Origin of the sequence: Sphingomonas sp. 3P27F8 (assembly GCF_005502745.1) — a bacterium.
Classification (GTDB): Bacteria; Pseudomonadota; Alphaproteobacteria; order Sphingomonadales; family Sphingomonadaceae; genus Sphingomonas.
The window spans coordinates 1-22,561 of the sequence record NZ_SCNL01000022.1 but is presented as its reverse complement, the minus strand read 5'-3'; the positions used below and the strand labels follow the sequence as shown (position 1 = coordinate 22,561).

The window sequence follows — 22,561 nt, the reverse complement described above, 5'->3', positions numbered from 1 at the left end:
TGTGTGACGAATTGGTCAATGCGGGATGATCGATCGTGCTTGTCCAGCGGCTAGTGAGATCGTCAGCCACTGGCTGTGCCAAGGCTCAACTTTCCCGCACTGCTGCCAGCACCGCAGCCGCATGGCCCGGCACCTTAACTTTGCGCCATTCGCGCACGAGCTTTCCGTCCTCTCCAAAAAGAAAGGTTGCCCGTTCGATCCCCATATACTTGCGGCCGTACATTGATTTTTCGACCCACACCCCGAAAGCCTCGCATGCGGCGCCATCTTCGTCGCTCGCCAGCGGCACGGTCAGGCCGTATTTCGCAATGAACTTCGCGTGCTGTTTCGGGCTGTCCTTCGAGATGCCTAGCAGTGCCACGCCTTCTTTCGCGAAATCGGCGGCCAGCGCAGTAAAATCCTGCGCCTCTCGCGTACAGCCGCTCGTGTCGTCTTTGGGATAGAAATAGATGACGAGCGGGCGCGGACATGCGGTCAGCTCTATTGGCGCGCCGGCGGCATCAACCACCGTCAATGCGGGAATCGTTTCCATCAATCACTCCTTTCCAGGCGGTGGTCACTTCCTGACGCGCGGCATCAAGCCCGGCAAGCACGGCTGCCCAGTCGTCAACGCCGATCGCTCGCGCCACCAGTGCGCGTGTCGCGGCGGCATCTGGCTCCCGTGCGTCCGGGGCGACCAGCCGCAGCGTGACGAGCAGACGCGTCAGCAGCTGATAGGCGGAACCTATCCCGGCGGGCAGAAACTGTCCGAGCAGGTCAATCGCGCGCGCAAGCCCCGGATCGAAGCCCATGCGATGCGCGAGCTGCAACGTGTGAACGGTGAATTCCAGATCGACAAGCCCGCCGGGCAGCAGCTTGGCGTCGAGTGGCCCGACGGGGTTCTTGTGCGCCGCCATCTCCGATCGCATTTCCGCCGCGTCGGCCGCCACGTCCCGCTTCCGGCGGGCGCCGGCGAGCACTGCGTCAATCTCGACCTGAACCGCCGCGCGTGCATTGCCTGATCCAAATATCGGCCGGGCGCGGGTGAGGGCCATATGCTCCCACGTCCATGCATCCTCGCGTTGATAGCGCGCAAACGATTCCACGCTTACCACCAATGGGCCTTGGGCGCCGGACGGCCGCAGGCGCGTGTCGACCGAATAGAGCGGGCCGGCGGCCGTTGCGACCGACAGTGCCGCCGTTACACGCTGGGCCAGCCTGTTGTAGTATAGCGTCGCGCCCAACGGCCGCGGTCCATCGGATTCTGCCGAGAATTCGCCCGTGAATAGATAAATGAGATCGAGATCGGACGCGTGGGTCAGCGCTCCGCCTCCCAGCCGTCCAAGTGCGAGAATGACAAACTCGCTGCCCGGCACCGGGCCGTGCGCGCGGGTGAATTCGTCGATCGTCGCCGTCGTCAGCGCCTCGATCGCCGCCTCCGCGACCCGGGCGTAACCGGCGGAAACCTCGAGCGGATCGGCGGCACCGGCGATGATCTGGACGCCGAGCGCAAATCTTTTGTCGCCCACGATGCGGCGGACATGATCGAGCCGCACCTGGTAATCGGCCCCGCGCTCCGCCGCTTCCATCTCCGACAGCAGTGTGGCCAGATCGCCCACCGGCTCCAGCGCAGTGGCATCGATCAGCCCATCCAGCAGGGCGGGTCGCCGCGCCAGTTCCTCGGCAAGAGTAGGTGCGTGGCTCAGTACGGCAGCGAGCAGGCTGGCAAGCGCGGGCCGCGCCTCCAGCAAACGGAAGATGTTGATTGCGCTCGGCATGCGCTCAAGCAGTGAATCGAAGCGCTGCAGCGCAGCCTGCGGAACCGGCGCGTCGGCAAAGGCGGCGACAATTCCGGGCAGCACCGCCTCCAGCGCGACCTTTGCGGCAGGACTGCGTAACGCCGGATAGCGGCCCGTGCGCCACAGCCCGATCCTGGCAGCTGCGCCCTCGGCATCCGCGAAACCGGAAGCTTCGAGTTGTTCAACCAGCCGCTTGTGATCTGGAGAGAGCGCGGAACCGGTGGGAGGGACAAGCCTGTCGAACACCGCCGCGACGTGCTCGACATGGGGGCGGAGATAGTCAAGCAGCGCTGCCCCATCCGATCGTCCGTCAAGCCGTGCGACACGATCGAGCGCATCGCCCAGCGGCAGGTGATGCGTCTGGCGATCGTCGATCATCTGGACGCGGTGTTCGATTGTGCGCAGTGCGACATAGGCGTCTGTCAGAGCGCGGGCGTCTTCGGTGTCGATCAGGCCCGCCGCCGCCAGCGCCGCAAGCGCGGCACGGGTATCGCCGAGCCGTAGCGCCGGATTGCGGCCGCCGTGGATGAGCTGATGAATCTGGGCGAAAAACTCTACCTCGCGAATACCGCCACGACCACGTTTCAGGTCATAACCCGGCCCGAACGCTTGCCCCTGAGAATGATGATCGCGAATGCGGCGCGTAATATCGACGATCTCTCCAATCGCGCCGAAATCGAGGCTGCGCCGCCAAACGAATGGCCGGATCGCGTCGAGAAAACGTGCGCCCAGCGTCATGTCCCCTGCGCAGACGCGGGCGCGGATGAAGGCGGCACGCTCCCACGGCAGCGCCTGCGACTCGTAATAGGAGATCGCTGCCTCGATCGGAATGACGATCGGCGTGACTTCGGGCGACGGTCGCAGTCGCAGGTCGATACGCAGGACATAACCGTCTCCGTCCAGCGCCTGGAGTAATTCCACTACCCGCCTTCCGATCCGAACGGCTGCCTCGCCGGGATCTTCGCGCGGCCTTGTTGGCAGCGTTTGAGGATCGAAGAGGAGGATCGGATCGATGTCCGAGGAATAGTTCAGCTCTCGGCTACCCTGCTTCCCTAGCGCTATCGCGGTAAAACCGATCGGTTCCGCGCCTGGCGTTCGCTCCTCGATCGCGGTGCGGATAGCGCGGTCGAGCGCCGCGTCGGCAAAATCGGAGAGCGCGTGCGTGACGGCGGTGAGATCGAGCGCATTGGAAAGATCCCCGATCGCAACCACCAGCGCCAACCGCCGACGTGCGAGACGCAATGCGCGCGCGGCAGGTTCGTCGCCGATCGATTTGGCTTCCCTCAGCGGCAGTTCACCTGAATTGAGCCGCGCCGCCAGTTGATGCTCGCGATCCAGCAGCAGCGACAGAAAAGGCGAATTTCCCAGCGCACGGACGATCGCGGCGTGCCCGGTATCGCGCGAAAATGCTGGGTGGGGCGATGTGGAATCAGTCATAACGCCGTTTAGCTGGCGAGAAACTTCATTGTCGTTCAATCGTTTCAATTTTCATGGATCAAATGATCGCGCCTCAGACCGACGATACCCGCACCGTTCAGCTGGTGCGGCGACCAAGGCGGAGCGACGCCCTGGGCACGTCGCTTAGACAAGCCTATCGTTGCTCGCGCACAGACGAGGCAATGCAGGAACTGATCGAAAAACTGACGAAACTCTCGTGAATCAGCGAATTTCAACGATCTCGGCTCAGCTCGTTGACCTCATCCATGATAGCATCGAGAGTGGAACCAGTGGTTTCATTTTTATGGCCAGTACGGCGTGACATGTCAGTGCCGCTCATCAACGCCTCGAGCGCGACGCGGCCTCGCGCAACGCGGCTTTTGATCGTTCCTACCGCAACACCGCAGATTTCTGCAGCTTCTTCGTAAGCGAAGCCGCCAGCGCCAACGAGAATCAGGGCCTCCCGTTGCGGCTGTGGCAAATGCAGCAACGCGCGTTGCATATCTGCCAGTTCGACATGCTTATCCTGCCCGGCCGGCGCAGCCAGCAGGCGCTCCGCAACCAGATCGTCCCACTCCCCCTTGAAGCGTGAACGCCGCATCTGCGAGAGATAGAGATTACGCAATATGATGAACGTCCACGCGCGCATGTTGGTGCCTGCCTGAAAGCGTGCGCGAGCCGCCCAAGCCTTGAGCAGGGTTTCCTGGACAAGATCGTCGGCGAGATCGCGGTTGCCGGACAGGGATCGTCCAAAGGCGCGCAGATGCGGGATGACGCGCCCAAGCTCCGCCTTGAACTCTCCATCTGGAAGCGGGACGTGCGCAACTGGAGATTCTTCGCCCGCATCATCATTGTACGATGGCTGTTGCGTCATGCTGTCGCGATCATTCCCAAGAACGACCGGTATCCATTACCGGCTGGTTTAGAAGAGATATGGGTAAGGTATGCGTTTTTCCACCCGCTTCGGAAAACGCACTCGGCGACGCTAGGACCGCGCGATCACCACGATCGCGAGGATAACCACGACGAGCACGAGGGAAAAGCCGAGGATATACCGCGTCATATGCGGCGTTGCCCCGGCCCTTGCTTCCTCAGTGTTAAGGTGAATCGGTTCCTGTTCGTCACTCATAAAAGTCAAACGAACAGAAACCGTTTTGGGTCCGTATCAACCTTAGACCGCCGGCACCGTCGCCTGATCAAAGAATAGCGCCTGGCTGATCGCTGCCTTTACGGTCGACCGCTGGAACGGCTTGGTGATGAGGAAGGTCGGCTCAGGGCGCTCCCCGGTGAGCAACCGTTCCGGAAACGCGGTGATGAATATAACGGGTACGCTAAACTCCGCGAGAATATCCTTTACCGCGTCGATACCCGAGCTGTCGTCCGCCAGCTGGATGTCCGCAAGAACCAGGCCCGGGCGGTCTTCCATCGCAAGCGCGACCGCTTCGTCACGCGTCACCGCCACGCCAGTCACCTCGTGTCCGAGGTCCCGGACAATCGTCTCTACATCCATGGCGATGATCGGCTCATCCTCGATAATGAGAACGCGCGCGCGCGTCTGCTTTTCGATCTCCGACATCGCTTCATCGACCAGTTCCTCGATTTCGCTGACGGGCACGTCGATAAGATATGCCGCGTCTTCCGGCGTGAAGCCCTCCATCGCCGTCAGCAATAGCGCCTGTCGCGACAACGGGGTCATTCGCGCCAGCCTCGCGCGTGCGACTAACTCCTGGTCGTGCAAATCGCCGGGATCGGCTGGCTCATCGATATTCGCGGATGACCAGATGGCCTGGAAGGTCCGATAGAGCCCAAGACGCGGGTCAACGTCGCGAGGAAACTCCTCAGGCGCTGCGACGATCGCTTCCAGTGTCGCGCGAACGTACTTGTCGCCATGCGATTGGCTACCGGTAAGCGCACGGCCATAGCGCCGAAGAAACGGAAGGTGCGGCGCGAGTTGTTGTCCGAGCGACATGGGCGATAAAAACTCCCTACATTGGCACGGCGATAATCACCGCAGTCAGCAGATTCGAAACCTCATTAACGCGGAAACGCATCATCAACAGCGCGGTTTCGCGCAGCCGGGACGATTTTGTTGCCTCGGCTGGAACCAACGAGCATGTCTTTAGTTTCATGGGCTCTACCCGAATGTACCAAACATCGGGCCTTGCGGTTTTGTGCGACCGCGTCTTTTAGATAGCCCGTGCTACGAACGGTTACGGGGGGCAGGCGTTGAGTTTGAGCGATCAGGCAAAAATACCGGATCAGAAAAAGGGCGCGGGGGACCATGCGAATGATCGCGACATGGGCTCCGCGCTTCGTTCCATCTATCAGAAGACGATAGAGGAAAAGATTCCTGACGAGATGCTGGCGTTGCTCGGAAAGCTGGATTAGACCCCAATTCGACATGGCTGGGAAGGTGGAACGTCCCGGCGCCGCAACGTCAATGGCGGCAACCTTTGTCGCGCGGTGGCCGACTGGGGCGAAATTATTTCTGATTCTCAGCATCGCGCTGCTCCCGCTCGCGGTAATTGCCGTATTTGCGACCTTACAGACTACCCGAAATGCCGATAGCGAGGCACTGGCGGGTCTCCGACTGGCCTCTTCGGAAAGCAGCCGCGCAATCGCGATCGAACTTATCGGCGATATGACCGCGCTGCGTGCTACCGTCGATGCACTCGCTGTCGACCAGCGCGACGCGCCTAGTTGTGCCCGCGCGCGCGGGGTTTTCGCGCAGCAATCCACCAACGGAACCCAATTCGTGATCTTCAATCGCGAGGGCCGGGTGCTTTGCGGAACGCCCTTTGCTGGCGCCCGGCGGGTCGCTGTCAAAGCAGATGGCTCTAATGTGACCGCGTCGCTGCAGCCGGGTCAGGGGCTGTCGCTCGGCGTCGCAGGCAATCGTCGGCGGGTGTTTGGCGCTGCCTTCTTCCCGATTTCGGTGCTCGCAAACCTGAGCCGGCCAAGCGCCTTCGTGCATCCGTACGAACTGGCCATCCTCGAGGGGCGAAAGCAGCTGATTATCAATCCGCTGCCACGCGAATCGGCGCTCGAGCGCCGGACGCTCAATCGTACCGATCTGGGGATAGCTGATCTCGCGATCGAAATGCAGGTGCGCAGCACGCCGATCACTTCTTCATTGGTGATCGCGCTTTTGCTCCCGCTGCTGATGTGGGCGGCTGCGGCGGGCATTTCGTGGTTTGTCGTCGATCATCTGCTCGTGCGGCCACTGCGTCAGCTGCGAGCGAATATCGCTGCGCTGACACCTGGGGAAGAGCCCGATCCCGCGGTGTTGCGCGCGCTGCCCGCGCAGGAGATTCGGGAACTCGGCGATACATTCCGCACACTGTCTCGAACGGTGGCCCTGCATGAGGCGGGGCTTGCCGAAGGGCTGGTGCGGCAGACGCGGCTGACGCGCGAGGTGCATCATCGCGTAAAGAACAACCTTCAGGTGATATCCAGCCTTATCAACCTCCACGCGCGCGGCGCGACCACGCCGGATGCGTCGCTCGCCTACGCCTCGATCCAGCGCCGTGTGGATGCGCTGGCGGTGGTCCACCGCAATCATTTTGCCGAGATGGAGGAGAATCGCGGGCTGGGTCTTCGGCCGGTTGTCAGCGAACTTGCCACGAATATCCGCGCCACAGCGCCGGATGGCAGTCGCCTGGGCATTGCGCTTGAGCTCGATTCGTTTTTCGTCAGCCAGGATATCGCGGTTCCCGTCGCCTTTCTGGTAACCGAGGTGGTGGAGTTGGCGCTCGCATGCGATCCGCAAGCGCAGATTGCGATATCGCTTAAGCCCGCTCCCGATCAGATTGAACGCGCGATCTTGCGCGTCTCTTCTCCAGCGCTGATCGAAAGCGAATCGCTTCGGCAGCGGCTGAACCAGCGTTACGGCAGGGTTATCGAGGGCCTCTCGCGTCAGTTGCGCGCGCCGATGCAATATGACGCAGACCAAGGCAGCTACGCTATCTCGATCGCAACGCTTGGCCGGGAATAGCGACGGTGTTTTAACAGACCGAGAGATATTTTTCGCGCGGAGCGGAACCGGTCGTCGGAGGGATGGTTTGAACATTCGGATAGCGAATATATGCCCCCCCGCTCTCGCTATCCAAGTAACAGGCCCGAAAGCGTCGTCCCCTCCCCCCCCGGTGATGCTTTCGGGCCTTCATTTTTCCAGTTGCTTCGTCGCGGTATGCAGTCTCTGCTAGACCAGCGAGATCAAAGCGGCGCGTCCCGATGTGGACCTTAGAGCGCGCAAAGTTCTGAGCATTCGATATTCGCCAGGCTTTCGTGGTGGCAGAGAGCAGCTCGGTTGGGCGCGCGGGTCTCGACCCATCGTCGGCTGGCAAAACCGTGGCGAGAACCGATCGCGATTCTACCTCGGGCTGTTGGCGGGCGGGTGCAGCAGACCGAATGCGCCTATCATTCGTCCGAAACCGCTTCTCCTACCGCATCGGCCGCCCGCGATCGGCTACGCTCGGTGAACCAGATGCCGATTAGCGCGAGTTCGTAGAGAAAGCACAGCGGGATCGCGAGCAACAGTTGCGATCCCACATCAGGCGGCGTCAGGACGGCGGCGATCGCGAACGCGGCTACAATGGCGTATCGTCGTGCGGCGATAAGCTGTTTACGCGTCACTATTCCAGCGCGCTCCAGCAACATGAGCAGAACCGGCAGTAGAAATGCGATGCCGAATCCGAAAAGAAACTGCATGATGAAAGAGAGATAATTGCCGATCCCCGGCAATGCCTCCTGTGTCACGCCGCCGACGTTTCCCTGAAAGCTCAGCAGAAAATGGAGGGCCATCGGCACAGCGATGAAATAGGCCATTGATGCACCGATGCCGAACAATACTGGCGTCGCGACCAGAAACGGCAGCAGCGCGCGCTTTTCTTTTCGATACAGGCCGGGTGCTATGAATTGCCACAACTGGTTTGCGATCACCGGAAAGGCGACCATTGCCGCTGCAAAGAAAGCAACCTTAACCTTAACGAAGAACGCCTCGAATATCTGAGTATAAATAAGCTTAGTCTGGCCAGCCAAAAGCAAAGGGCGGACGAGGATGGCGAAGATGTTTTCGGAGAAGTAATAGCAGCCGAAGAAGGCGAGGATCAGCGCCGCGATGCAGTAGAGCAGCCGGCGGCGCAGCTCGATCAGATGATCGAGCAACGGCGCCTTGGTATCATCGAGCTCGTTCATGACGCCGGCTTTTCATCCGTCCGGGCGGCCACGGGCGGTTTTTCCACCATCACCGGCGGCACATCCGCCCCATCGCCGGCACCCGGAGCATGATCGATCAGATCGGGCGGGGAGGGGGCGTGCATGCGCATGATACGCTCATTCTCCTCCTTCCACTTCTTTTCCATCTCGGCGAGCTCGGCCTCGCGGATCATCTCGTCGAAGCCGGCGCGAAACTGCCGCGCGACCGAACGCGCCCGGCCGACCCAATAGCCGATGACGCGCATCGCCTTGGGCAGATCCTTCGGCCCGATGACGACCAGCGCCACCAGGGCGACCACCGCCCATTCGGAAAAGTTGAAATCAAGCATGATCGAGCCGGCGACGCGGGCGTTTCAGACAGACGCGTTCCGCGATCAGCGCGCCTTCTCGTCCTGAACGATCGTTTCGGCCGGGCGCACCGGCTGCTGCACCTCGATGCGCGGCGCGGGCTTGGCGGCGGATTCCTCATCCTCCTCCGCCATGCCCTTCTTGAAATTCTTCACGCCCTTGGCGACATCACCCATCAGGTTCGAGAAACGCCCGCCCCCCAACAGAAGGATGGCGATGATGGCGACGACGATCCAATGCAGCGGGCCAAACGTGCCCATGACGGGTCTCCTGATATACGAACAGCGTATCTAGTCGTCCTCGGCGCCCTTTTCCACCGTCAGTTGGTCGAAAGCGAGATCGACCGGATCGAGCAGCCCGGCAGCGCGCAGATCATCGATCCCCGGCAGATCGCGGCGGCTCTCCAGCCCGAAGTGATCGAGGAAGCCCGGCGTCGTCGCGAACATCAGCGGCCGGCCCGGCACTTCGCGGCGCCCGGCCGGGCGGACCCAGCCCGCCTCCATCAACACATCCAGCGTGCCCCTCGATATCTGCACGCCGCGGATCGCCTCAATCTCCGCGCGCGTCACCGGCTCGTGATAGGCGATGATCGCCAGCGTCTCGATGCCGGCGCGGGAGAGCTTGCGCGCCTCCTCCCGATCGCGGCGCAGCAGGTGCGCGAGATCGGGCGCGGTCTCGAAGTGCCAGCGGCCGCCACGTTGCACGAGGTTGATCCCGCGCCCGGCATAATCCCCGGCCAGCATGCCGAGCACCGCCGCCACATCGCCATCCCCGACATGGGCGCGGATCGCGTCCACCGTCAGCGGCTCGGTCGCGGCGAACAGCACCGCCTCCACCGCGCGGGCAAGATCATCGGGCGGGGTCATGCCGGCGAACGCAGATAGAGCGGCGCGAAAGGGGACTTCTGCGCCAGTTCGACGCGCCCCTGACGCGCCAGTTCCAGCGCGGCAAGAAAACTCGATGCGAGCGCGGACTTCCTGAACCTGCCGGATGCGCCGTCTGGCAGGAAACGCTCGATCGCGGCCCATTCCACGGTGGCGCCGATCAGCGCCGCGACGCGCTCGATCGCCGCATCGAGCGTCATCACCTGCCGATCCTGCACGACATGCATCACCGGCCGCGTCCGCGCGGAAATGCGCCCGTAAGCCGCGATCAGATCATATATTTCCGCCGTCCAGCGCGCCTTGCGAACGGTGCGGAGCCCCTCCGCCGCGGCGCGCGGAAAGACATCGCGGCCCAGCCGGTCCCGCGCGATCAGCCGCGCGCCCGCCTCCCGCATCGCGTTCAATCGTTCGAGCCGGATCTGCAGGCGCAGCGCAAGCTCCTCCGGGCTTGGCTCGATCTCGGGATCGCGCGGCAGCAGCAGCCCGGATTTGAGATAGGCGAGCCACGCCGCCATCACCAGATAGTCGGCCGCCAGCTCCAGCCGCAGCGACCGCGCGCGATCGATGAACACCAGATATTGCTCGACCAGCGAAAGGATCGAGATCTGCTTCAGATCCACCTTCTGCGATCGCGCGAGCGCGAGCAGCAGATCGAGCGGCCCCTCCCACCCGTCGAGATCGAGCGTCAGCGTGTCAGGTTCGTCGGTCAACGGAAGATGCGGAGCGCGCAAGGGATCATGCGCGAATGCTGGCAGATTCGCGCCGCATTGCACAGGCGACAATGTGGAATGTCTCTCGCCTCGATCGGCGGGTGGCCCGATCCTGCTGATGCCGCCGCCGATGCGTCGCGCCGTGGGCGCTCAGGCCATCGCCATGTAATGCGCGCATTTGCGGCGCCGCTCCTGACCCTGCAGGGTCAGGACAAGATGCCCGAGCTGGCGGCGGACAAGGCCCTGATCGGTGAGCGCGTCGATCGTCGGCTGGGGCTGTTCACGCGGAAGAATCAGTATGGTGCCGGCGCGACGCGCCGACCACAGGATACGCTCAATCTCATCCGGCGGAAGCGGAATGCCGGAACCGTGCTTTGCCATGTAACCCCCCGACCCGGGACAGTTGCGGCTATAAATTTTCGCCGTCTGTCCCATTCCGGTCCGATTCGAATCGATTCGTCAAGGGAGAGGCTGGCGGAATTGTGTTGCCGAAAGGTGAATCGGGGGATTCGGGGGATTAACCGACTCTGTTTACGACAAGATCTTCGACGACGGACGGATCGGCGAGGGTAGAGATGTCCCCGAGGTTCGCCGTATCCCCCTCCGCGATCTTGCGCAGGATGCGGCGCATGATCTTGCCAGAGCGGGTCTTGGGCAAGCCCGGCGCGAACTGGATCGCGTCCGGCGTGGCGATCGGGCCGATCTCCTTGCGCACCCATTGCCGGAGCGCGGCGTTAAGGTCTGCCGACGCGGCCTCGCCGGCGTTGAGCGTGACATAGGCGTAGATGCCCTGGCCCTTAACCTCATGCGGCATGCCGACCACCGCCGCTTCGGCAACCTTGGGATGGAGAACCAGCGCGCTCTCCACCTCCGCCGTGCCCATGCGGTGGCCGGAGACGTTGATGACATCGTCGACGCGGCCGGTGATCCAATAATAACCGTCCGCGTCGCGGCGGCACCCGTCGCCCGTGAAATATTTGCCGCGATAGGTGGTGAAATAGGTCTGGAAGAAGCGGGCGTGATCGTTCCACACCGTCCGCATCTGCCCGGGCCAGCTCGCGGTGATGCACAGGTTGCCGCTCGTCGCGCCTTCCAGCACCGTGCCGTTCTCGTCCACCAGCTGCGGCTGGACCCCGGGCAACGGCAGGGTCGCCGAGCCGGGCTTCAGGTCGGTCGCGCCGGGAAGCGGGGCGATCAGCGCGCCGCCCGTTTCCGTCTGCCACCAGGTATCGACGATCGGCGAGCGGCCTTCGCCCACCACGTCATGATACCAGCGCCACGCCTCCGGGTTGATCGGCTCGCCCACGGTGCCCAGCAGGCGCAGCGAGGCGCGGCTGGTGCGGTGGACGGGCGCGTCGCCCTCCTTCATCAGCGCGCGCAGCGCCGTCGGCGCGGTGAAGACAGTGTGGACCTGGTGGCGATCCACCACCTGCCAGATGCGGCTGGCATCGGGCCAGTTGGGCAGGCCCTCGTACATCAGCGTCGTCGCGCCGTTCGCGAGCGGGCCATAGACGATATAGGTGTGCCCGGTGACCCATCCGATATCGGCGGCGCACCAGAAGACGTTGCCGGGCCGGTAATCGAATGCGAGATCGTGCGTGTAGCTCGCCCACAGCAGATAGCCGCCGGTGGTGTGGAGCACGCCCTTGGGCTTGCCCGTCGAGCCCGAGGTATAGAGGATGAATAGCGGGTCTTCGGCGTTCATCGGCTCGGGCGGGCAATCGGAGGAAACGCCCGCCGCCGCCTCGTGATACCAGATGTCGCGCGGGCCCATCGCCACGTCGCCGCCGGTCGCCTTGATGACGATGACGCGCTCCAGGCTCGGCGCGCGATCGGCCGCCTCGTCGACATTGGCCTTGAGCGGCACGCGCTTGCCGCCGCGCCGCCCCTCGTCGGCGGTGATGACGAGCCGTGAATCGCAATCCTCGATGCGCCCCGCCAGCGCATCGGGGGAGAAGCCGCCGAACACCACCGAATGGATCGCGCCGATCCGCGCGCACGCCAGCACCGCGAACGCGGCCTCCGGAATCATCGGCAGATAGACGGTGACGCGATCGCCCTTCTTCACCCCTTGCGCCTTCAGCACATTGGCGAAGCGGCACACCTCTTCGTGAAGCTCGCGATAGGTGAAGCGGCGCGGCTCCGCGGCGGGATCGTCCGGCTCCCAGATGATCGCGACCTGATCGCCGCGCGCGGCCAGATGGCGGTCGATACAGTTGGCGGCGACGTTGAGCACGCCATCGGCAAACCATTCGATGCGGAAATCCGCCTCGTCGAACGACCAGTTGCCCGCCGTCGTGGGCGCCGTCATCCAATCCAGCCGCCCAGCCTGTTCCAGCCAGAACCCCTCGGGATCGGCCACGCTGGCCCGGTACATTGCGTCGTAGCGCGGCCGATCGACCTTCGCCGTCATGCTCCAGTCGGCGGGAACAGGGTACAATTCGTGCTCGGCCATGCAACGCTCCTTTTCGCCGGTTCCGTATACCGCGTGCCGCCACCGGACAACTTGGCAGTGCATTGGTTTCTCTATAAAACCCAATTCGACATACAAGAGAGGATCGCCGATGGCTGGGACCGTGCTCGTAACCGGAGGCAGCGGCTATATCGCCGGCTTCCTGATCCAGCGGCTGATCGAGCGCGGCTGGAGCGTCAACACGACCATCCGCAATCTTGCGAAAGAGCCGGAAGTGCGCGCCACGCTCGGCGTGCGGGCCGATCGCCTGCGCTTCTTCGCGGCGGACCTGGAGAATGACGCGGGCTGGGCCGAGGCAGTGGCCGGATGCAGCCATGTCGCCCATGTCGCCTCGCCGTTCCCGGCCGGCAAGGTGACCGACGAGATGCTGATCCGCCCGGCGCGCGACGGCGCGCTGCGCGCGCTGCGCTTCGCGAAGGAGGCGGGCGTGGCGCGTTTCGTGCTGACCTCCTCAGTGGCCGCGATCGCTTACGGCCATGCGCCGGCCAACGGCGTCGCCTTCACGGAGGCGGAATGGACCGATGTGAATGCGCCCGATGTCGCGCCCTACATCAAATCCAAGACGATCGCGGAACGCGCCGCGCGGGACTGGATGGCGGCAAACGGCGCCGGCATGGAATTCTGCTCGATCAATCCCAGCGCCGTGCTGGGGCCGGTGATGAGCGGCGATTTCTCCACCTCGATCCAGATCGTGCAGCGGCTGCTCGACGGATCGATCCCCGGCTATCCGCGCATCGGCTTCGCGGTCGTCGACGTGCGCGATCTCGCCGAACTTCACGTGCTGGCGCTGGAGACGCCGGGGCTGGACGGCGAACGCTTTATCGGCGCCGGTCGCTTCATGATGATGGAAGAGGCGGGCGACGTGCTGCGCGCGCGGCTGGGCGACAAGGCGCGCAAGGTGCCGCGCCGGCGCATCCCCGACTTCGTCGTGCGGCTGTTGGGCCTGTTCGACGGCAGCATCCGCCAAATCGTCGGCGAGCTTGGCCGCGTCCGCGCGGTGGACCCGGAGCATACCGCGCAAGTGCTCGGCTGGCGGACGCGGAACGAGGAACAGTCGATCATCGATACCGCCGAAAGCTTGATCGCGCGCGGGATCGTGAAGGTCTAGCCTTGTCATAAGGCGCAGGGTCTAGCGGGCGGGCGCGGGTGCGATGAATGCGGCCGCGCCCGCCCGTATTGCTGGTGCGCCCTTCAATAAGCGGCGGAAAAGGTGAGGAACCACTGGCGCGGCGCGATCGGATAGGCGGAGTAGCTGTTGGTCGCCGATCCCACCGAGAGGGTGGATACGCCCTTCTTGTCGGTGAGATTGGTGACATTGAGCGCGAGCTCGGCCTTGCGCAGCGGCAGCACGTTTTCCGGAACCCGCGCGGCGATGCGCAGCGAGGTCAGGAAATAGGACGGGACGCTGGCGTCGTTGGTGAAGGTGGCGAAGCGGCGGCCGACGAAATCGCCGATCAGCTGCAGCTCGAACGGGCCGCCGGAGAGCGTCGCGACCGTCTTGTTCATCCACTTCGGCGTGCCCGGCAATTGCTTGCCGCAGGTCGGCACCACGCCGCTGGTGACGAGATAGCCGCCGATGCAGGTGCCCGTGGCGGCGCCGATGCCGAGCGCGGTGGCGGTATAGTCGCTCTGATATTTCGACAGATTGTAAGAGGTGGCGTTGTAGAGCGAAAAGGCACGGCCGACGCGAAGCGTGAAGGCGGCATCGACGCCGTCGGTCTTCACATCGCCGACGTTGACGAGGATCGAGGTGCCGCCGGTGATGCCGCCGCCCGCGATACCGCCGGGATTGGTGGAGATCGCCAGCAGCCGGTTGCTGAACACGACGTGATAGTAATTGATCTGGGCGTCTAGCCCGATGTCGCCGGCAAAGCCGCGGTGCGTGCGCAGGCCGCCCTCGTAGGTCCAGCTGCTCTCGGGCTTGCCCTCCCGGGCGAAGGCGTCGAACGCGGCCTGGCTGCCGGTGAACCACGGGCCGCCGCCGCCAGCCAGATAGGCCTGATACTGGCGCAGGTTCTTCTGGACGTTGAAATAGACCTGCTCGTGGCCGTTGAGATCATAGGTCGCGCCGAAGGCCGGCAGGAACCAGCGCAGCGTGTTGATCCGGCCCTGCGGCAGGCCGCCGGACAGGCCGGAGAGCGAGCCGGCCCTGGGCTGGACCGGGAACCAGCCGTTAGCCCATTGCGCGCTCGTCTTGAAGCCGGCCTGGAGCAGCAATCGCTCGGTCGCCTGCCAGGTGTCCTGGATGTGGAGCTGGAGCTGGTTGATCCGCGCCTCACCCTGATATTGCGTGAACAGCGGCTGCGCCACCTCCAGCGGGCGGATATAGGGCGTGCTCGATGCCGGATTGTTGACATCGACCGCATACCAGCGCCGCCATTGCGTGGTGCTGTTGTGCTCGAACCAGCCGCCAAGCTCGATCTTGTGATCGCCGATCTCGGCGCTCAGCGCGGAAATCACGCCGCCGCGATCGATACGATATTCAGTGGTGCGGGTGATGAGGCCCGATCCGCCCGTGGCCGCCACCAGCGCCGCGCCGGCCGCCGCCGCCTGGGCATCGGTCAGCGCGGTGCAGGCGGCGGGGCGGGTGCCGTTGTTGTTGCCGCTGAAACGGCAGTTGGCGGGCAGCGTCGCGTAATTCGGGTCGAGATAGGCCTGCGCGGTGGTGATCGACTGGCCGAGCGGCCCGGCGACGACACCGGCGCCGTCATTGTGATGATAATAGCCGGTCGTCGACCAGGTGATCTTGTCCGACAGGTGCGCGTCGTAGCGGGCATAAGCGAGATAGTCGGTGCGCTGCGCATCCGAATAATAGTTTCGGTAGTTGCTGCCCTGCGATGCCGGGGAATTGCCCAGCGGGCTGAGGTAGGACGTGCGGTACGTGCCGAAATCGGGATAGAAGAACGGCTTGGTATAGGGCGTGTAAAGCTGCACCGCCGATGCCGTCTGGCCGGCGGCGGTGTTCGGCTTGTAGAAGACGGTCGAATCCTCGTTCGGCTGGGTCATGTCGTTATAGTCGAAATAGAGCGTGAGCTTGCCGGCCTTGCCCTCGTGGACGAACTTGGCATTGGCCTGATAGCCGCCCTGATTGCCGTTGAAATCCCACGCGCGGGCGTGCTGGCGCGCCGCCGAGATATAGGCCGAATTGCTGCCGTCCGCGCCGAACGCGCCGCTGTCGATCCGCACGAACGTGCGCGACGTGCTGTAGCTGCCGAAGGTTTGCGACGCCTGCACGCCGAGCGCCGCGAGCGGGGCCGACGAATAGGTCTCGACGGTGCCGCCGAGATTGCTGTTCGACGCGGTGGCCAGATCACCCGCGCCGGTCGATACGACCACACGGCCGACATTCTCGGAGATCACCGCGCGCTGCGGCGAGAGGCCGTTGTAATTGCCGTAGCTCTGGTCGCCCAGCGGAATGCCGTCCATCGTGTAGCCGAGCTGGTTGGCGGCGAACCCGTGGATGAAGATCTGCGCATTCTGCTCGTTGTAGCCCCATGGATCGGCGGTGATGTACAGCACGCCCGGCAGCGTCTGGATCGCCTTCAGCGGGGAGACGCCGGGCAGAATCTTCTGGATCTCGCTTTGCGGGATCGCGGTGGCGGAGCGCGTCGATTTGGCGTTGACGATGATCGTCGAGACATCGTCCGCCGCCGTTTCGTTCGCGGCGGTGTCGGCTGCGGCTGTGGCTGCGGCGGCGGTGGCGGTCTGCGCGGATGCCGCGTCGGCATAGAGAAGCGCGCCGGCGAGCGCGAGCAGGCTGGAAGTAAATCGGATCACGGCAGGCCCCCTTCGTGCAGTCATTGCTGCAATGCAGAACAGGGCCGCTGTGCATCGCGAGCATGCCAATCTCGCGACAGTTCGGTTGCGCCTTGATGACAATCGTCAGGCGGCGTGATCGCGCCCGCGCGACGGGCGCCGTTTCAGCCGCCGGCGCCGCGTGGCGCCGGCGTGACCATTCAAACGATCGACCGGCGCCGCGTCACGCGTCGATGCTGGTGCCGAGCGCGGCGTTGACGAGCCCGCCGTCCACGACAAGCGTGTCGCCGACCACATAGTCCGACGCGCGGCTGGCGAGGAAGATCGCCGCGCCGGCCATGTCCTCGAAATTGCCGATCCGGCGCATCGGGATGCCGTGCGCGACCTCGTCGCCGTGATCGCGGGCGGCGCGGTTCATCTCGCTGGCGAAGGCGCCGGGCGCGAGGCTGGTGACGATGATCCCATCCTTCACCAGCCGCGCCGCCATGCGCTTGGTGAGGTATATCAGTGCCGATTTGGAGGCTTGATAGCTGTACGTATCCCACGGATTGAGCCGCAACCCGTCGATCGAGGTGATGTTGATGACCTTCGAGGGGCGATCATGGCTGGCCTCGCGCTTGAGATGGCCGTGCAGCGCCTGCGTCAGGAAGAAAGGCGCCTTGACGTTAAGGTCCATCACCTTGTCCCAGCCGCTTTCGGGGAATTCCTCGAACGGGGCGCCCCACGCCGCGCCGGCATTGTTGACGAGGATGTCGAGCCGTTCCTCGCGCGCCATGATCGCCTCCGCCAGCGCCGTGCAGCCGGCGACCGTGGAAACATCGGCGGGCAGCGAGATGCAGTTCGGGCCGAGTTCGGCGGCGGTTTCATCGCACGCCGGCGCCTTGCGCGACGAGACATACACCCTGGCGCCTTGCTCGATATAGGCCTTCGCGATGATCTTGCCGATGCCGCGCGATCCGCCGGTGACGAGCGCGATGCGCCCTTCCAGGCTGAAAAGACTGTTCAGGCTCATCGCTACTCTCCATCGCAAATGCTGTCGCAGCGCGCTATCCGAGCCCCCGCCGGTGAGCAAGGGTGACAAACCGAAAATTCGAACGATGCGCGATTGACGCGATAAAACCCCATACTATGCTGCCGAAAAAAGAGAGCACAGGAGAGAGTATGCGCTTTTCGGGCAAGCGCGCCGTCGTGACGGGCGGCGCCTCCGGCATTGGTCGCGCGACCGCCGTTCGACTCGCGGAGGAGGGCGCAGAGGTGTGGATCGGTGACGTCGACGAGGCGGGCGGCCGCGATGTGGCCGAAACCTCGAACGGGCGCATCCGCTTCCAGCGCTGCGACGTGACGAGCGCCGATGATATTCGCGCGCTGATAGAGGCGGCCGATGCGGCCGGCGGGCTCGACGTGCTGTTCAACAATGCCGGGGCCGGCGGCGCACGCGCGCATATCGACGAAATCGCGCCCGACGACTGGGACCGCACGCACGCGCTGCTGCTGCGCTCGGTGGCGCTCGGGATCCGCTATGCCGCGCCGCTGATGGCGAAACGGGGCGGCGGCGCGATCGTCAACACCTCCAGCGTCTCGGCGCTGGGCAGCGGCTATGCGCCGATCGCCTATTCCACCGCCAAGGCGGGCGTGCTCCACCTCTCCAAGGTTGCGGCGGCGGAACTGGCCAAGGATTCGATCCGGGTGAACGCCGTCGTTCCCGGCTTCATCACCACAAACATCTTTGTCAGCGCGGTCGATGTGCCGGCGGAAAAGCGCGCCGCGGCCAACCAGTTGATCGGCGGCATCGCGGCGCATGCCCAGCCGGTGAAGCGCGCCGGGCGACCGGAGGATATCGCGGCCGCGGTCGCCTATCTCGCCAGCGACGATGCCGCCTTTGTTACCGGCACGCATATTCTCGTGGATGGCGGTCTGACGATCGGCACGCGGCAGAGCTGGGATCCGACGATGCCGGGCATGTTCGAAGCGCTGGAGTCATTCGCGTGAACGCGCCCGTCGCGCCCGAACAGGGGGCCGCGACGGTGACGACGACCCCGCCCGCGCGCCGGCTGCCCGGCGGCGTGATGGCGAGTTACGGTTTCGGGGCCGCCGCCTATGGCGTGAAGGATTCCGGCTTCGGCACGTTCCTGCTGCTGTTCTACAATCAGGTGGTCGGCGTTCCGGCCGCGACGGTCGGCTTCGTGGTGATGATCGCGCTGATCGTGGATGCGTTCATCGATCCCACCGTCGGCTTTCTCTCGGATCGCACGCGCAGCCGCTGGGGGCGGCGGCACCCGTGGCTGTATGGCGCGGTGCTGCCGATCATGCTGGGGTGGGTCGCGCTGTGGAACCCGCCGATCGGCGCGGCGGAAACGACGATCCTGCTGTGGCTGTTCGTGGTGGCGGTGATCGTGCGCAGCGCGGTGAGCGCCTATGAGGTGCCGGGGCAGGCGATGGCCGCCGAGCTGAGCGCCGATTATGACGAGCGCACGCGCATCATGTCCTACCGCTATCTGTTCGGCTGGGCGGGCGGGCTGGTGATGCTGGTTTCCGCCTATGTCTATTTCCTGGCGCCGGCGCCGGGCTATCCCAACGGTCTGCTCAATCCGGCGGGCTATCGCGGCTTCGCGCTGGCGGGCGCGCTGTTCATGGGCTTCGCGATCCTGGTTTCCGCAATCGGCACGCATCGCGAAATTCCGCGCCTGCCCAAGCCGGAGATCGAGAAGAAATCGTTCAGACGCAATCTCGCCGACATGGCGGAGACGGTGAAGAACCGCGCGTTCGCCACGCTGATGCTCGCGGGCATCAGCGCCTATACGGGGCAGGGCATCATCTACGCGATCTCCAATTACCTCGCCAGCTTCGTGTGGGGCTTCAAGGGGATGACGTTCCTCTATTACAGCGTCGTGCTGTTCATGGGCGTGGGCGTCGCGTTCGTCGTCGCGCCGGTGGCCGGGCGGCGCGGGAGCAAGCCGCGGACCGCCGCGATCGCCTCGATCACCGCCGCCATGATCGGCACCACGCCGTTCTGGCTGCGGCTGGCGGGCCTGTTTCCCAGCCCCGGCGATCCGCTGATGCTGCCGCTGGTGTTCATGTTCGCGGGGCTTTCGACGGCGTTCAGTGTGACCGCTTATATCCTTGGCGCATCGATGCTGGCGGATGTGGTGGAGGATTCGGAAGCGCGGACGGGGCGGCGATCCGAGGGGCTGTTCTTCGCCGGCGGCTTCTTCGTCCAGAAATGCACCAGCGGGATCGGCATCTTCGTGACCGGGCTGATACTGGTCGCCGCCGGCTTCCCGGCGAAAGCGGTGCCGGGCACGGTGCCGGTGGCGACGCTCGACCGGCTTACGCTGATTTTCTGCTGCTGTTATCTGCTGTTCTACGGGCTGGCGGCGTTCTTCTACGCACGCTTCCCGTTCGGGCGCGGCGAGCATGAAGCACGGCTGGCGAACCTCGCGGCGGCCGGCGTGCTCGAGTCGGAGCCGCGCGAACCCTTCGCCTGACGGCTGGATGAACGGCTTTTGGTTCGGGTTATCGGCGCGCCGAAACGATTCATCGGAAAAGGTTCCCGCCGTGCTTGGTTTCTTTAACCCTTGTCCGTAGCCGGGATGCAACGAACGTCCTGATTGACCGGGGGGTCGCAAGTGAATTTGAAGGTTTTGGCAGCGCGCTTTGCGCTGGTGTTTTCGTGCGGCCTGATGGCAGCGGCACCGGCCTCCGCCCAGTTCTGGCAGTGCGCCACCTATGCCCGCGAGATCTCGGGCATCGACATTCATGGCAACGCCAACACCTGGTGGGGCCAGGCCGCCGGCCGTTACGAGCGTGGCAGCTCCCCTCGTGTCGGCGCGGTGCTCGCATTCAAGCCAACCGCACGGATGCGTGTCGGCCATGTCGCGATGGTGTCGCAGATCGTCAGCGATCGTGAAGTGCTGCTGACCCATGCCAACTGGTCTCGCCCGGGCCGCGTCGAAACGAATGTCCGCGCGGTGGATGTGTCGGCGAACAACGACTGGAGCGTGGTGAAGGTGTGGTATGCCCCGCAGGGCGACCTCGGCACCTCCAGCTATCCCACCAGCGGGTTCATCTATGGCGGCGATGCGCCGGCGGCCACGCACGCGGCACCCGATGGCGACACGCGCAGCACCACGGCGATGGCGAACATGACGATCGCCGCCGCCGCGAAGGCGCCGGTTACCGGGGGCATTTCGCTGGAACAGTGAGTGTCGCGCCGCCGCGCGGCATTGCCAGCGCGCGCGGAACGATTATGGTGCATGCGCAACGGGGCCGCCTTCGATCGCAAGCGCGGCCCTCTTTCGTGTTCGAGCCAAGGTAGTGCCAGTGAACGTTCGCCCAGCAGCCGCCCCGATCGCTCTTCTCGCGCTGCTTGGTGGCTGCGTGAAGGCCGGCGATATCGATCTTTCCTCCGGCGTCGGCATCACCGCCGTGCGTTCCGCCTGCCCGTCAGTGGGCGTGCCGGCGGGGACGGGGGATATCACGCTGTTCGATCCGGCCACCAGCCGCGATTCGTCCGCGATCGACGTCGTGGCGAATATCAGCAATGTCCGCTCGACCTGCGACGACAGCGGCGCCGACGTGCTGACCACCGTCACCTTCGACGTGCGGGCGCGGCGGACGCGTGCGCAGGACGCGCGCGACGTCACGCTGCCCTATTTCATCACGGTCGTACGCGGCGGCAACGCGGTGACGGCCAAGCGCATCGGCCGCGTCGGGCTGCATTTCGATGCCGGCCAGACGCTTGCCACCACCAGCGGCCAGGCATCGACGACGATCACGCGCGCGGCCGCGACGCTGCCGGACGAGGTGCGCGCCAAGCTCAACCGCAAGCGCAAGGCCGGGCAGGATGACGCGGCGGTCGATCCGCTCAGCGCGCCCGACGTTCGGCAGGCGGTGCTCTCCGCCAGTTTCGAGGCGCTGGTCGGTTTCCAGCTTACCGAGGATCAGCTGAAGTATAACGCGCAGCGCTGACGGCGCGCCGTCAGTCCCGCTCGATCAGATAGTTCATTCGCGCGGCGGCGATCGGCCGCGATCGATCGTCCTGCCAGGCGAAGGCATCGACATTCGCGACGCGATTGCCGAGCCGGGTGATCCGGCCAGCGGCACGAGTCTCGCGATCGCGCCCGCCGCGCATGAAGTCCACCGTCGCGTTGATCGGCTTGATACGGCCGCCGCCTTCGCCCGCCAGCGCGTGGCGCAGCGCGGCGATCGCGGCGACCTCCAGCAGGCCCGAGATCGCGCCACCCTGAAGAAATCCGGGGCGGCCGACCACGCCGGCGTGGAACGGCATCACGATCACCGGCGATCCGTCCTCCGCGCGCTCCAGCGTCGCTTCGAGCAGCGCCGCATAGGGAGGCAATCTCATTTGCCGGTCCTCGGATAGGTGCCGCGCGGCACCATGAAGGTCGCGGCGACATGCGCGATCGGATCGTCCGCATCGCCATCGTGCGCGATGCCGCGGGTGAAGGCGATCGATCGCGCGACGCGAAGGCATTCGACACGCCCGATAACGATATTGCCCGGGCGCGCCGGACGCAGATAATCGATCCGCAGATCGAGCGTCGCATGCGGCGCGAATGCCCCGATGCGCTGCCACACGACGAGGCTGGTCGCCACGTCCATCATCGCGATGATCGGGCCGGAAGCGATGACGCCGCTATCCTCGTCGCCGATCAGCTCCTGCGAATAGGGCAGGGCCAGTTCGAGCCAGTCATCGCCCATCGCGTGGAAGCGGATGCCAAGCCGCCCGGCGTGGCCGTTGAAGTTGCGGTTCTCGATCATCTCGAGCGCCATCCTGGCGGGGTCGAAGTCCATGTATCGTCCCTACACGCTGATGCGCGCCGTGCAACGCTAGGACGGATCGACATTCAGGATTCCCAAGGGGAGTGATCGCTGATTCATAGGTATCCGTGTTGAGACGCGGAGCGGATGATGGTGGCCAAGCGGTATGAACTGAATGAT

23 protein-coding genes are annotated in these 22,561 nt (G+C 64.6%); 8 read left to right on the top strand and 15 right to left on the bottom strand.

The window, feature by feature from the left end; genetic code table 11:
* Positions 1-85 precede the first annotated feature (85 nt).
* Together FFS35_RS18235 and FFS35_RS18230 are read right to left on the bottom strand one after the other, a co-directional pair.
* Positions 86-532 (bottom strand): peroxiredoxin, encoded by a 447-nt coding sequence (locus tag FFS35_RS18235; protein ID WP_137788287.1) that lies wholly within the window; start codon positions 530-532, stop codon positions 86-88.
* A complete protein-coding gene (locus FFS35_RS18230; RefSeq protein WP_137788286.1) occupies positions 501-3,215 on the bottom strand; it encodes a bifunctional [glutamine synthetase] adenylyltransferase/[glutamine synthetase]-adenylyl-L-tyrosine phosphorylase in 2,715 nt (904 codons plus the stop codon). Before FFS35_RS18230 ends, FFS35_RS18235 begins: the two co-directional genes overlap by 32 nt.
* Positions 3,216-3,277: 62 nt before the next feature.
* Here FFS35_RS18230 and FFS35_RS20125 point away from each other — a divergent pair, with 62 nt between their 5' ends.
* Positions 3,278-3,436, top strand: a complete 159-nt coding sequence (locus FFS35_RS20125; protein WP_171007684.1) for a hypothetical protein — start codon at positions 3,278-3,280, stop codon at positions 3,434-3,436.
* A gap of 11 nt (positions 3,437-3,447) precedes the next feature.
* Here FFS35_RS20125 and FFS35_RS18225 read toward each other — a convergent pair whose 3' ends face one another.
* Both FFS35_RS18225 and FFS35_RS18220 read right to left on the bottom strand, forming a co-directional pair.
* Positions 3,448-4,089: a sigma-70 family RNA polymerase sigma factor gene (locus FFS35_RS18225; protein WP_137788285.1), complete on the bottom strand. Its 642-nt coding sequence runs from the start codon at positions 4,087-4,089 to the stop codon at positions 3,448-3,450.
* Between the two features lie 297 nt (positions 4,090-4,386).
* Complete coding sequence (locus FFS35_RS18220) at positions 4,387-5,184, bottom strand: response regulator (protein WP_137788284.1); 798 nt, start codon at positions 5,182-5,184, stop codon at positions 4,387-4,389.
* A gap of 263 nt (positions 5,185-5,447) precedes the next feature.
* Here FFS35_RS18220 and FFS35_RS20445 point away from each other — a divergent pair, with 263 nt between their 5' ends.
* Together FFS35_RS20445 and FFS35_RS18215 are read left to right on the top strand one after the other, a co-directional pair.
* A complete protein-coding gene (locus FFS35_RS20445; RefSeq protein ID WP_249341735.1) occupies positions 5,448-5,603 on the top strand; it encodes a NepR family anti-sigma factor in 156 nt (51 codons plus the stop codon).
* Positions 5,604-5,628: 25 nt separating this feature from the next.
* A complete protein-coding gene (locus FFS35_RS18215; protein ID WP_349290341.1) occupies positions 5,629-7,209 on the top strand; it encodes a sensor histidine kinase in 1,581 nt (526 codons plus the stop codon).
* Positions 7,210-7,634: 425 nt separating this feature from the next.
* Here FFS35_RS18215 and tatC read toward each other — a convergent pair whose 3' ends face one another.
* The 7 genes from tatC to acs all read right to left on the bottom strand — a co-directional run bounded on the left by tatC (position 7,635) and on the right by acs (position 12,829).
* Positions 7,635-8,411: a twin-arginine translocase subunit TatC gene (tatC, locus tag FFS35_RS18210; RefSeq protein ID WP_137788283.1), complete on the bottom strand. Its 777-nt coding sequence runs from the start codon at positions 8,409-8,411 to the stop codon at positions 7,635-7,637.
* Complete coding sequence (gene tatB / locus FFS35_RS18205; protein WP_137788282.1) at positions 8,408-8,761, bottom strand: Sec-independent protein translocase protein TatB; 354 nt, start codon at positions 8,759-8,761, stop codon at positions 8,408-8,410. Before tatB ends, tatC begins: the two co-directional genes overlap by 4 nt.
* A gap of 45 nt (positions 8,762-8,806) precedes the next feature.
* Positions 8,807-9,040: a twin-arginine translocase TatA/TatE family subunit gene (locus FFS35_RS18200; RefSeq protein ID WP_137788281.1), complete on the bottom strand. Its 234-nt coding sequence runs from the start codon at positions 9,038-9,040 to the stop codon at positions 8,807-8,809.
* Positions 9,041-9,070: 30 nt separating this feature from the next.
* Positions 9,071-9,646, bottom strand: coding sequence for an SMC-Scp complex subunit ScpB (gene scpB / locus FFS35_RS18195; RefSeq protein ID WP_137788280.1), 576 nt, complete (start codon positions 9,644-9,646; stop codon positions 9,071-9,073).
* Complete coding sequence (locus FFS35_RS18190; RefSeq protein ID WP_137788279.1) at positions 9,643-10,374, bottom strand: ScpA family protein; 732 nt, start codon at positions 10,372-10,374, stop codon at positions 9,643-9,645. The genes scpB and FFS35_RS18190 overlap by 4 nt, the downstream gene beginning before the upstream one ends.
* Positions 10,375-10,524: 150 nt before the next feature.
* Complete coding sequence (locus tag FFS35_RS18185; RefSeq protein WP_137788278.1) at positions 10,525-10,755, bottom strand: hypothetical protein; 231 nt, start codon at positions 10,753-10,755, stop codon at positions 10,525-10,527.
* A gap of 136 nt (positions 10,756-10,891) precedes the next feature.
* Positions 10,892-12,829 carry an acetate--CoA ligase gene (gene acs / locus FFS35_RS18180; protein ID WP_137788277.1) on the bottom strand — a complete coding sequence of 646 codons (1,938 nt, stop codon included), beginning with the start codon at positions 12,827-12,829 and terminating at the stop codon, positions 10,892-10,894.
* Between the two features lie 109 nt (positions 12,830-12,938).
* On the opposite strand from acs, the gene FFS35_RS18175 reads away from it, so the two are divergent.
* The gene (locus tag FFS35_RS18175) at positions 12,939-13,955 is read left to right on the top strand and encodes an NAD-dependent epimerase/dehydratase family protein (RefSeq protein WP_137788276.1); all 1,017 of its coding nucleotides are present in this window, start codon (positions 12,939-12,941) and stop codon (positions 13,953-13,955) included.
* An 83-nt stretch (positions 13,956-14,038) separates the two neighbouring features.
* Here FFS35_RS18175 and FFS35_RS18170 read toward each other — a convergent pair whose 3' ends face one another.
* Both FFS35_RS18170 and FFS35_RS18165 read right to left on the bottom strand, forming a co-directional pair.
* Positions 14,039-16,648 (bottom strand): TonB-dependent receptor plug domain-containing protein, encoded by a 2,610-nt coding sequence (locus tag FFS35_RS18170; protein WP_171007683.1) that lies wholly within the window; start codon positions 16,646-16,648, stop codon positions 14,039-14,041.
* A gap of 178 nt (positions 16,649-16,826) precedes the next feature.
* Complete coding sequence (locus FFS35_RS18165) at positions 16,827-17,615, bottom strand: SDR family oxidoreductase (protein WP_137788274.1); 789 nt, start codon at positions 17,613-17,615, stop codon at positions 16,827-16,829.
* A 149-nt stretch (positions 17,616-17,764) separates the two neighbouring features.
* Here FFS35_RS18165 and FFS35_RS18160 point away from each other — a divergent pair, with 149 nt between their 5' ends.
* The 4 genes from FFS35_RS18160 (at position 17,765) to FFS35_RS18145 (ending at position 21,571) form a co-directional block, all read left to right on the top strand.
* Complete coding sequence (locus FFS35_RS18160; protein WP_137788273.1) at positions 17,765-18,592, top strand: SDR family NAD(P)-dependent oxidoreductase; 828 nt, start codon at positions 17,765-17,767, stop codon at positions 18,590-18,592.
* Complete coding sequence (locus FFS35_RS18155; RefSeq protein WP_349290340.1) at positions 18,589-20,088, top strand: MFS transporter; 1,500 nt, start codon at positions 18,589-18,591, stop codon at positions 20,086-20,088. Before FFS35_RS18160 ends, FFS35_RS18155 begins: the two co-directional genes overlap by 4 nt.
* 141 nt (positions 20,089-20,229) lie before the next feature.
* Entirely contained in the window at positions 20,230-20,805 is a 576-nt protein-coding gene (locus FFS35_RS18150; RefSeq protein ID WP_137788272.1) for a CHAP domain-containing protein, read from the top strand.
* Positions 20,806-20,923: 118 nt separating this feature from the next.
* The gene (locus FFS35_RS18145; protein ID WP_171007682.1) at positions 20,924-21,571 is read left to right on the top strand and encodes a hypothetical protein; all 648 of its coding nucleotides are present in this window, start codon (positions 20,924-20,926) and stop codon (positions 21,569-21,571) included.
* A gap of 10 nt (positions 21,572-21,581) precedes the next feature.
* Here the strand turns inward: FFS35_RS18145 and FFS35_RS18140 are convergent, their stop codons facing one another.
* Together FFS35_RS18140 and FFS35_RS18135 are read right to left on the bottom strand one after the other, a co-directional pair.
* On the bottom strand, positions 21,582-21,965 hold the full coding sequence (locus tag FFS35_RS18140; protein WP_137788271.1) for a PaaI family thioesterase: 384 nt from the start codon (positions 21,963-21,965) through the stop codon (positions 21,582-21,584).
* Entirely contained in the window at positions 21,962-22,414 is a 453-nt protein-coding gene (locus tag FFS35_RS18135; RefSeq protein WP_137788270.1) for a PaaI family thioesterase, read from the bottom strand. Before FFS35_RS18135 ends, FFS35_RS18140 begins: the two co-directional genes overlap by 4 nt.
* Positions 22,415-22,561 lie beyond the last annotated feature (147 nt).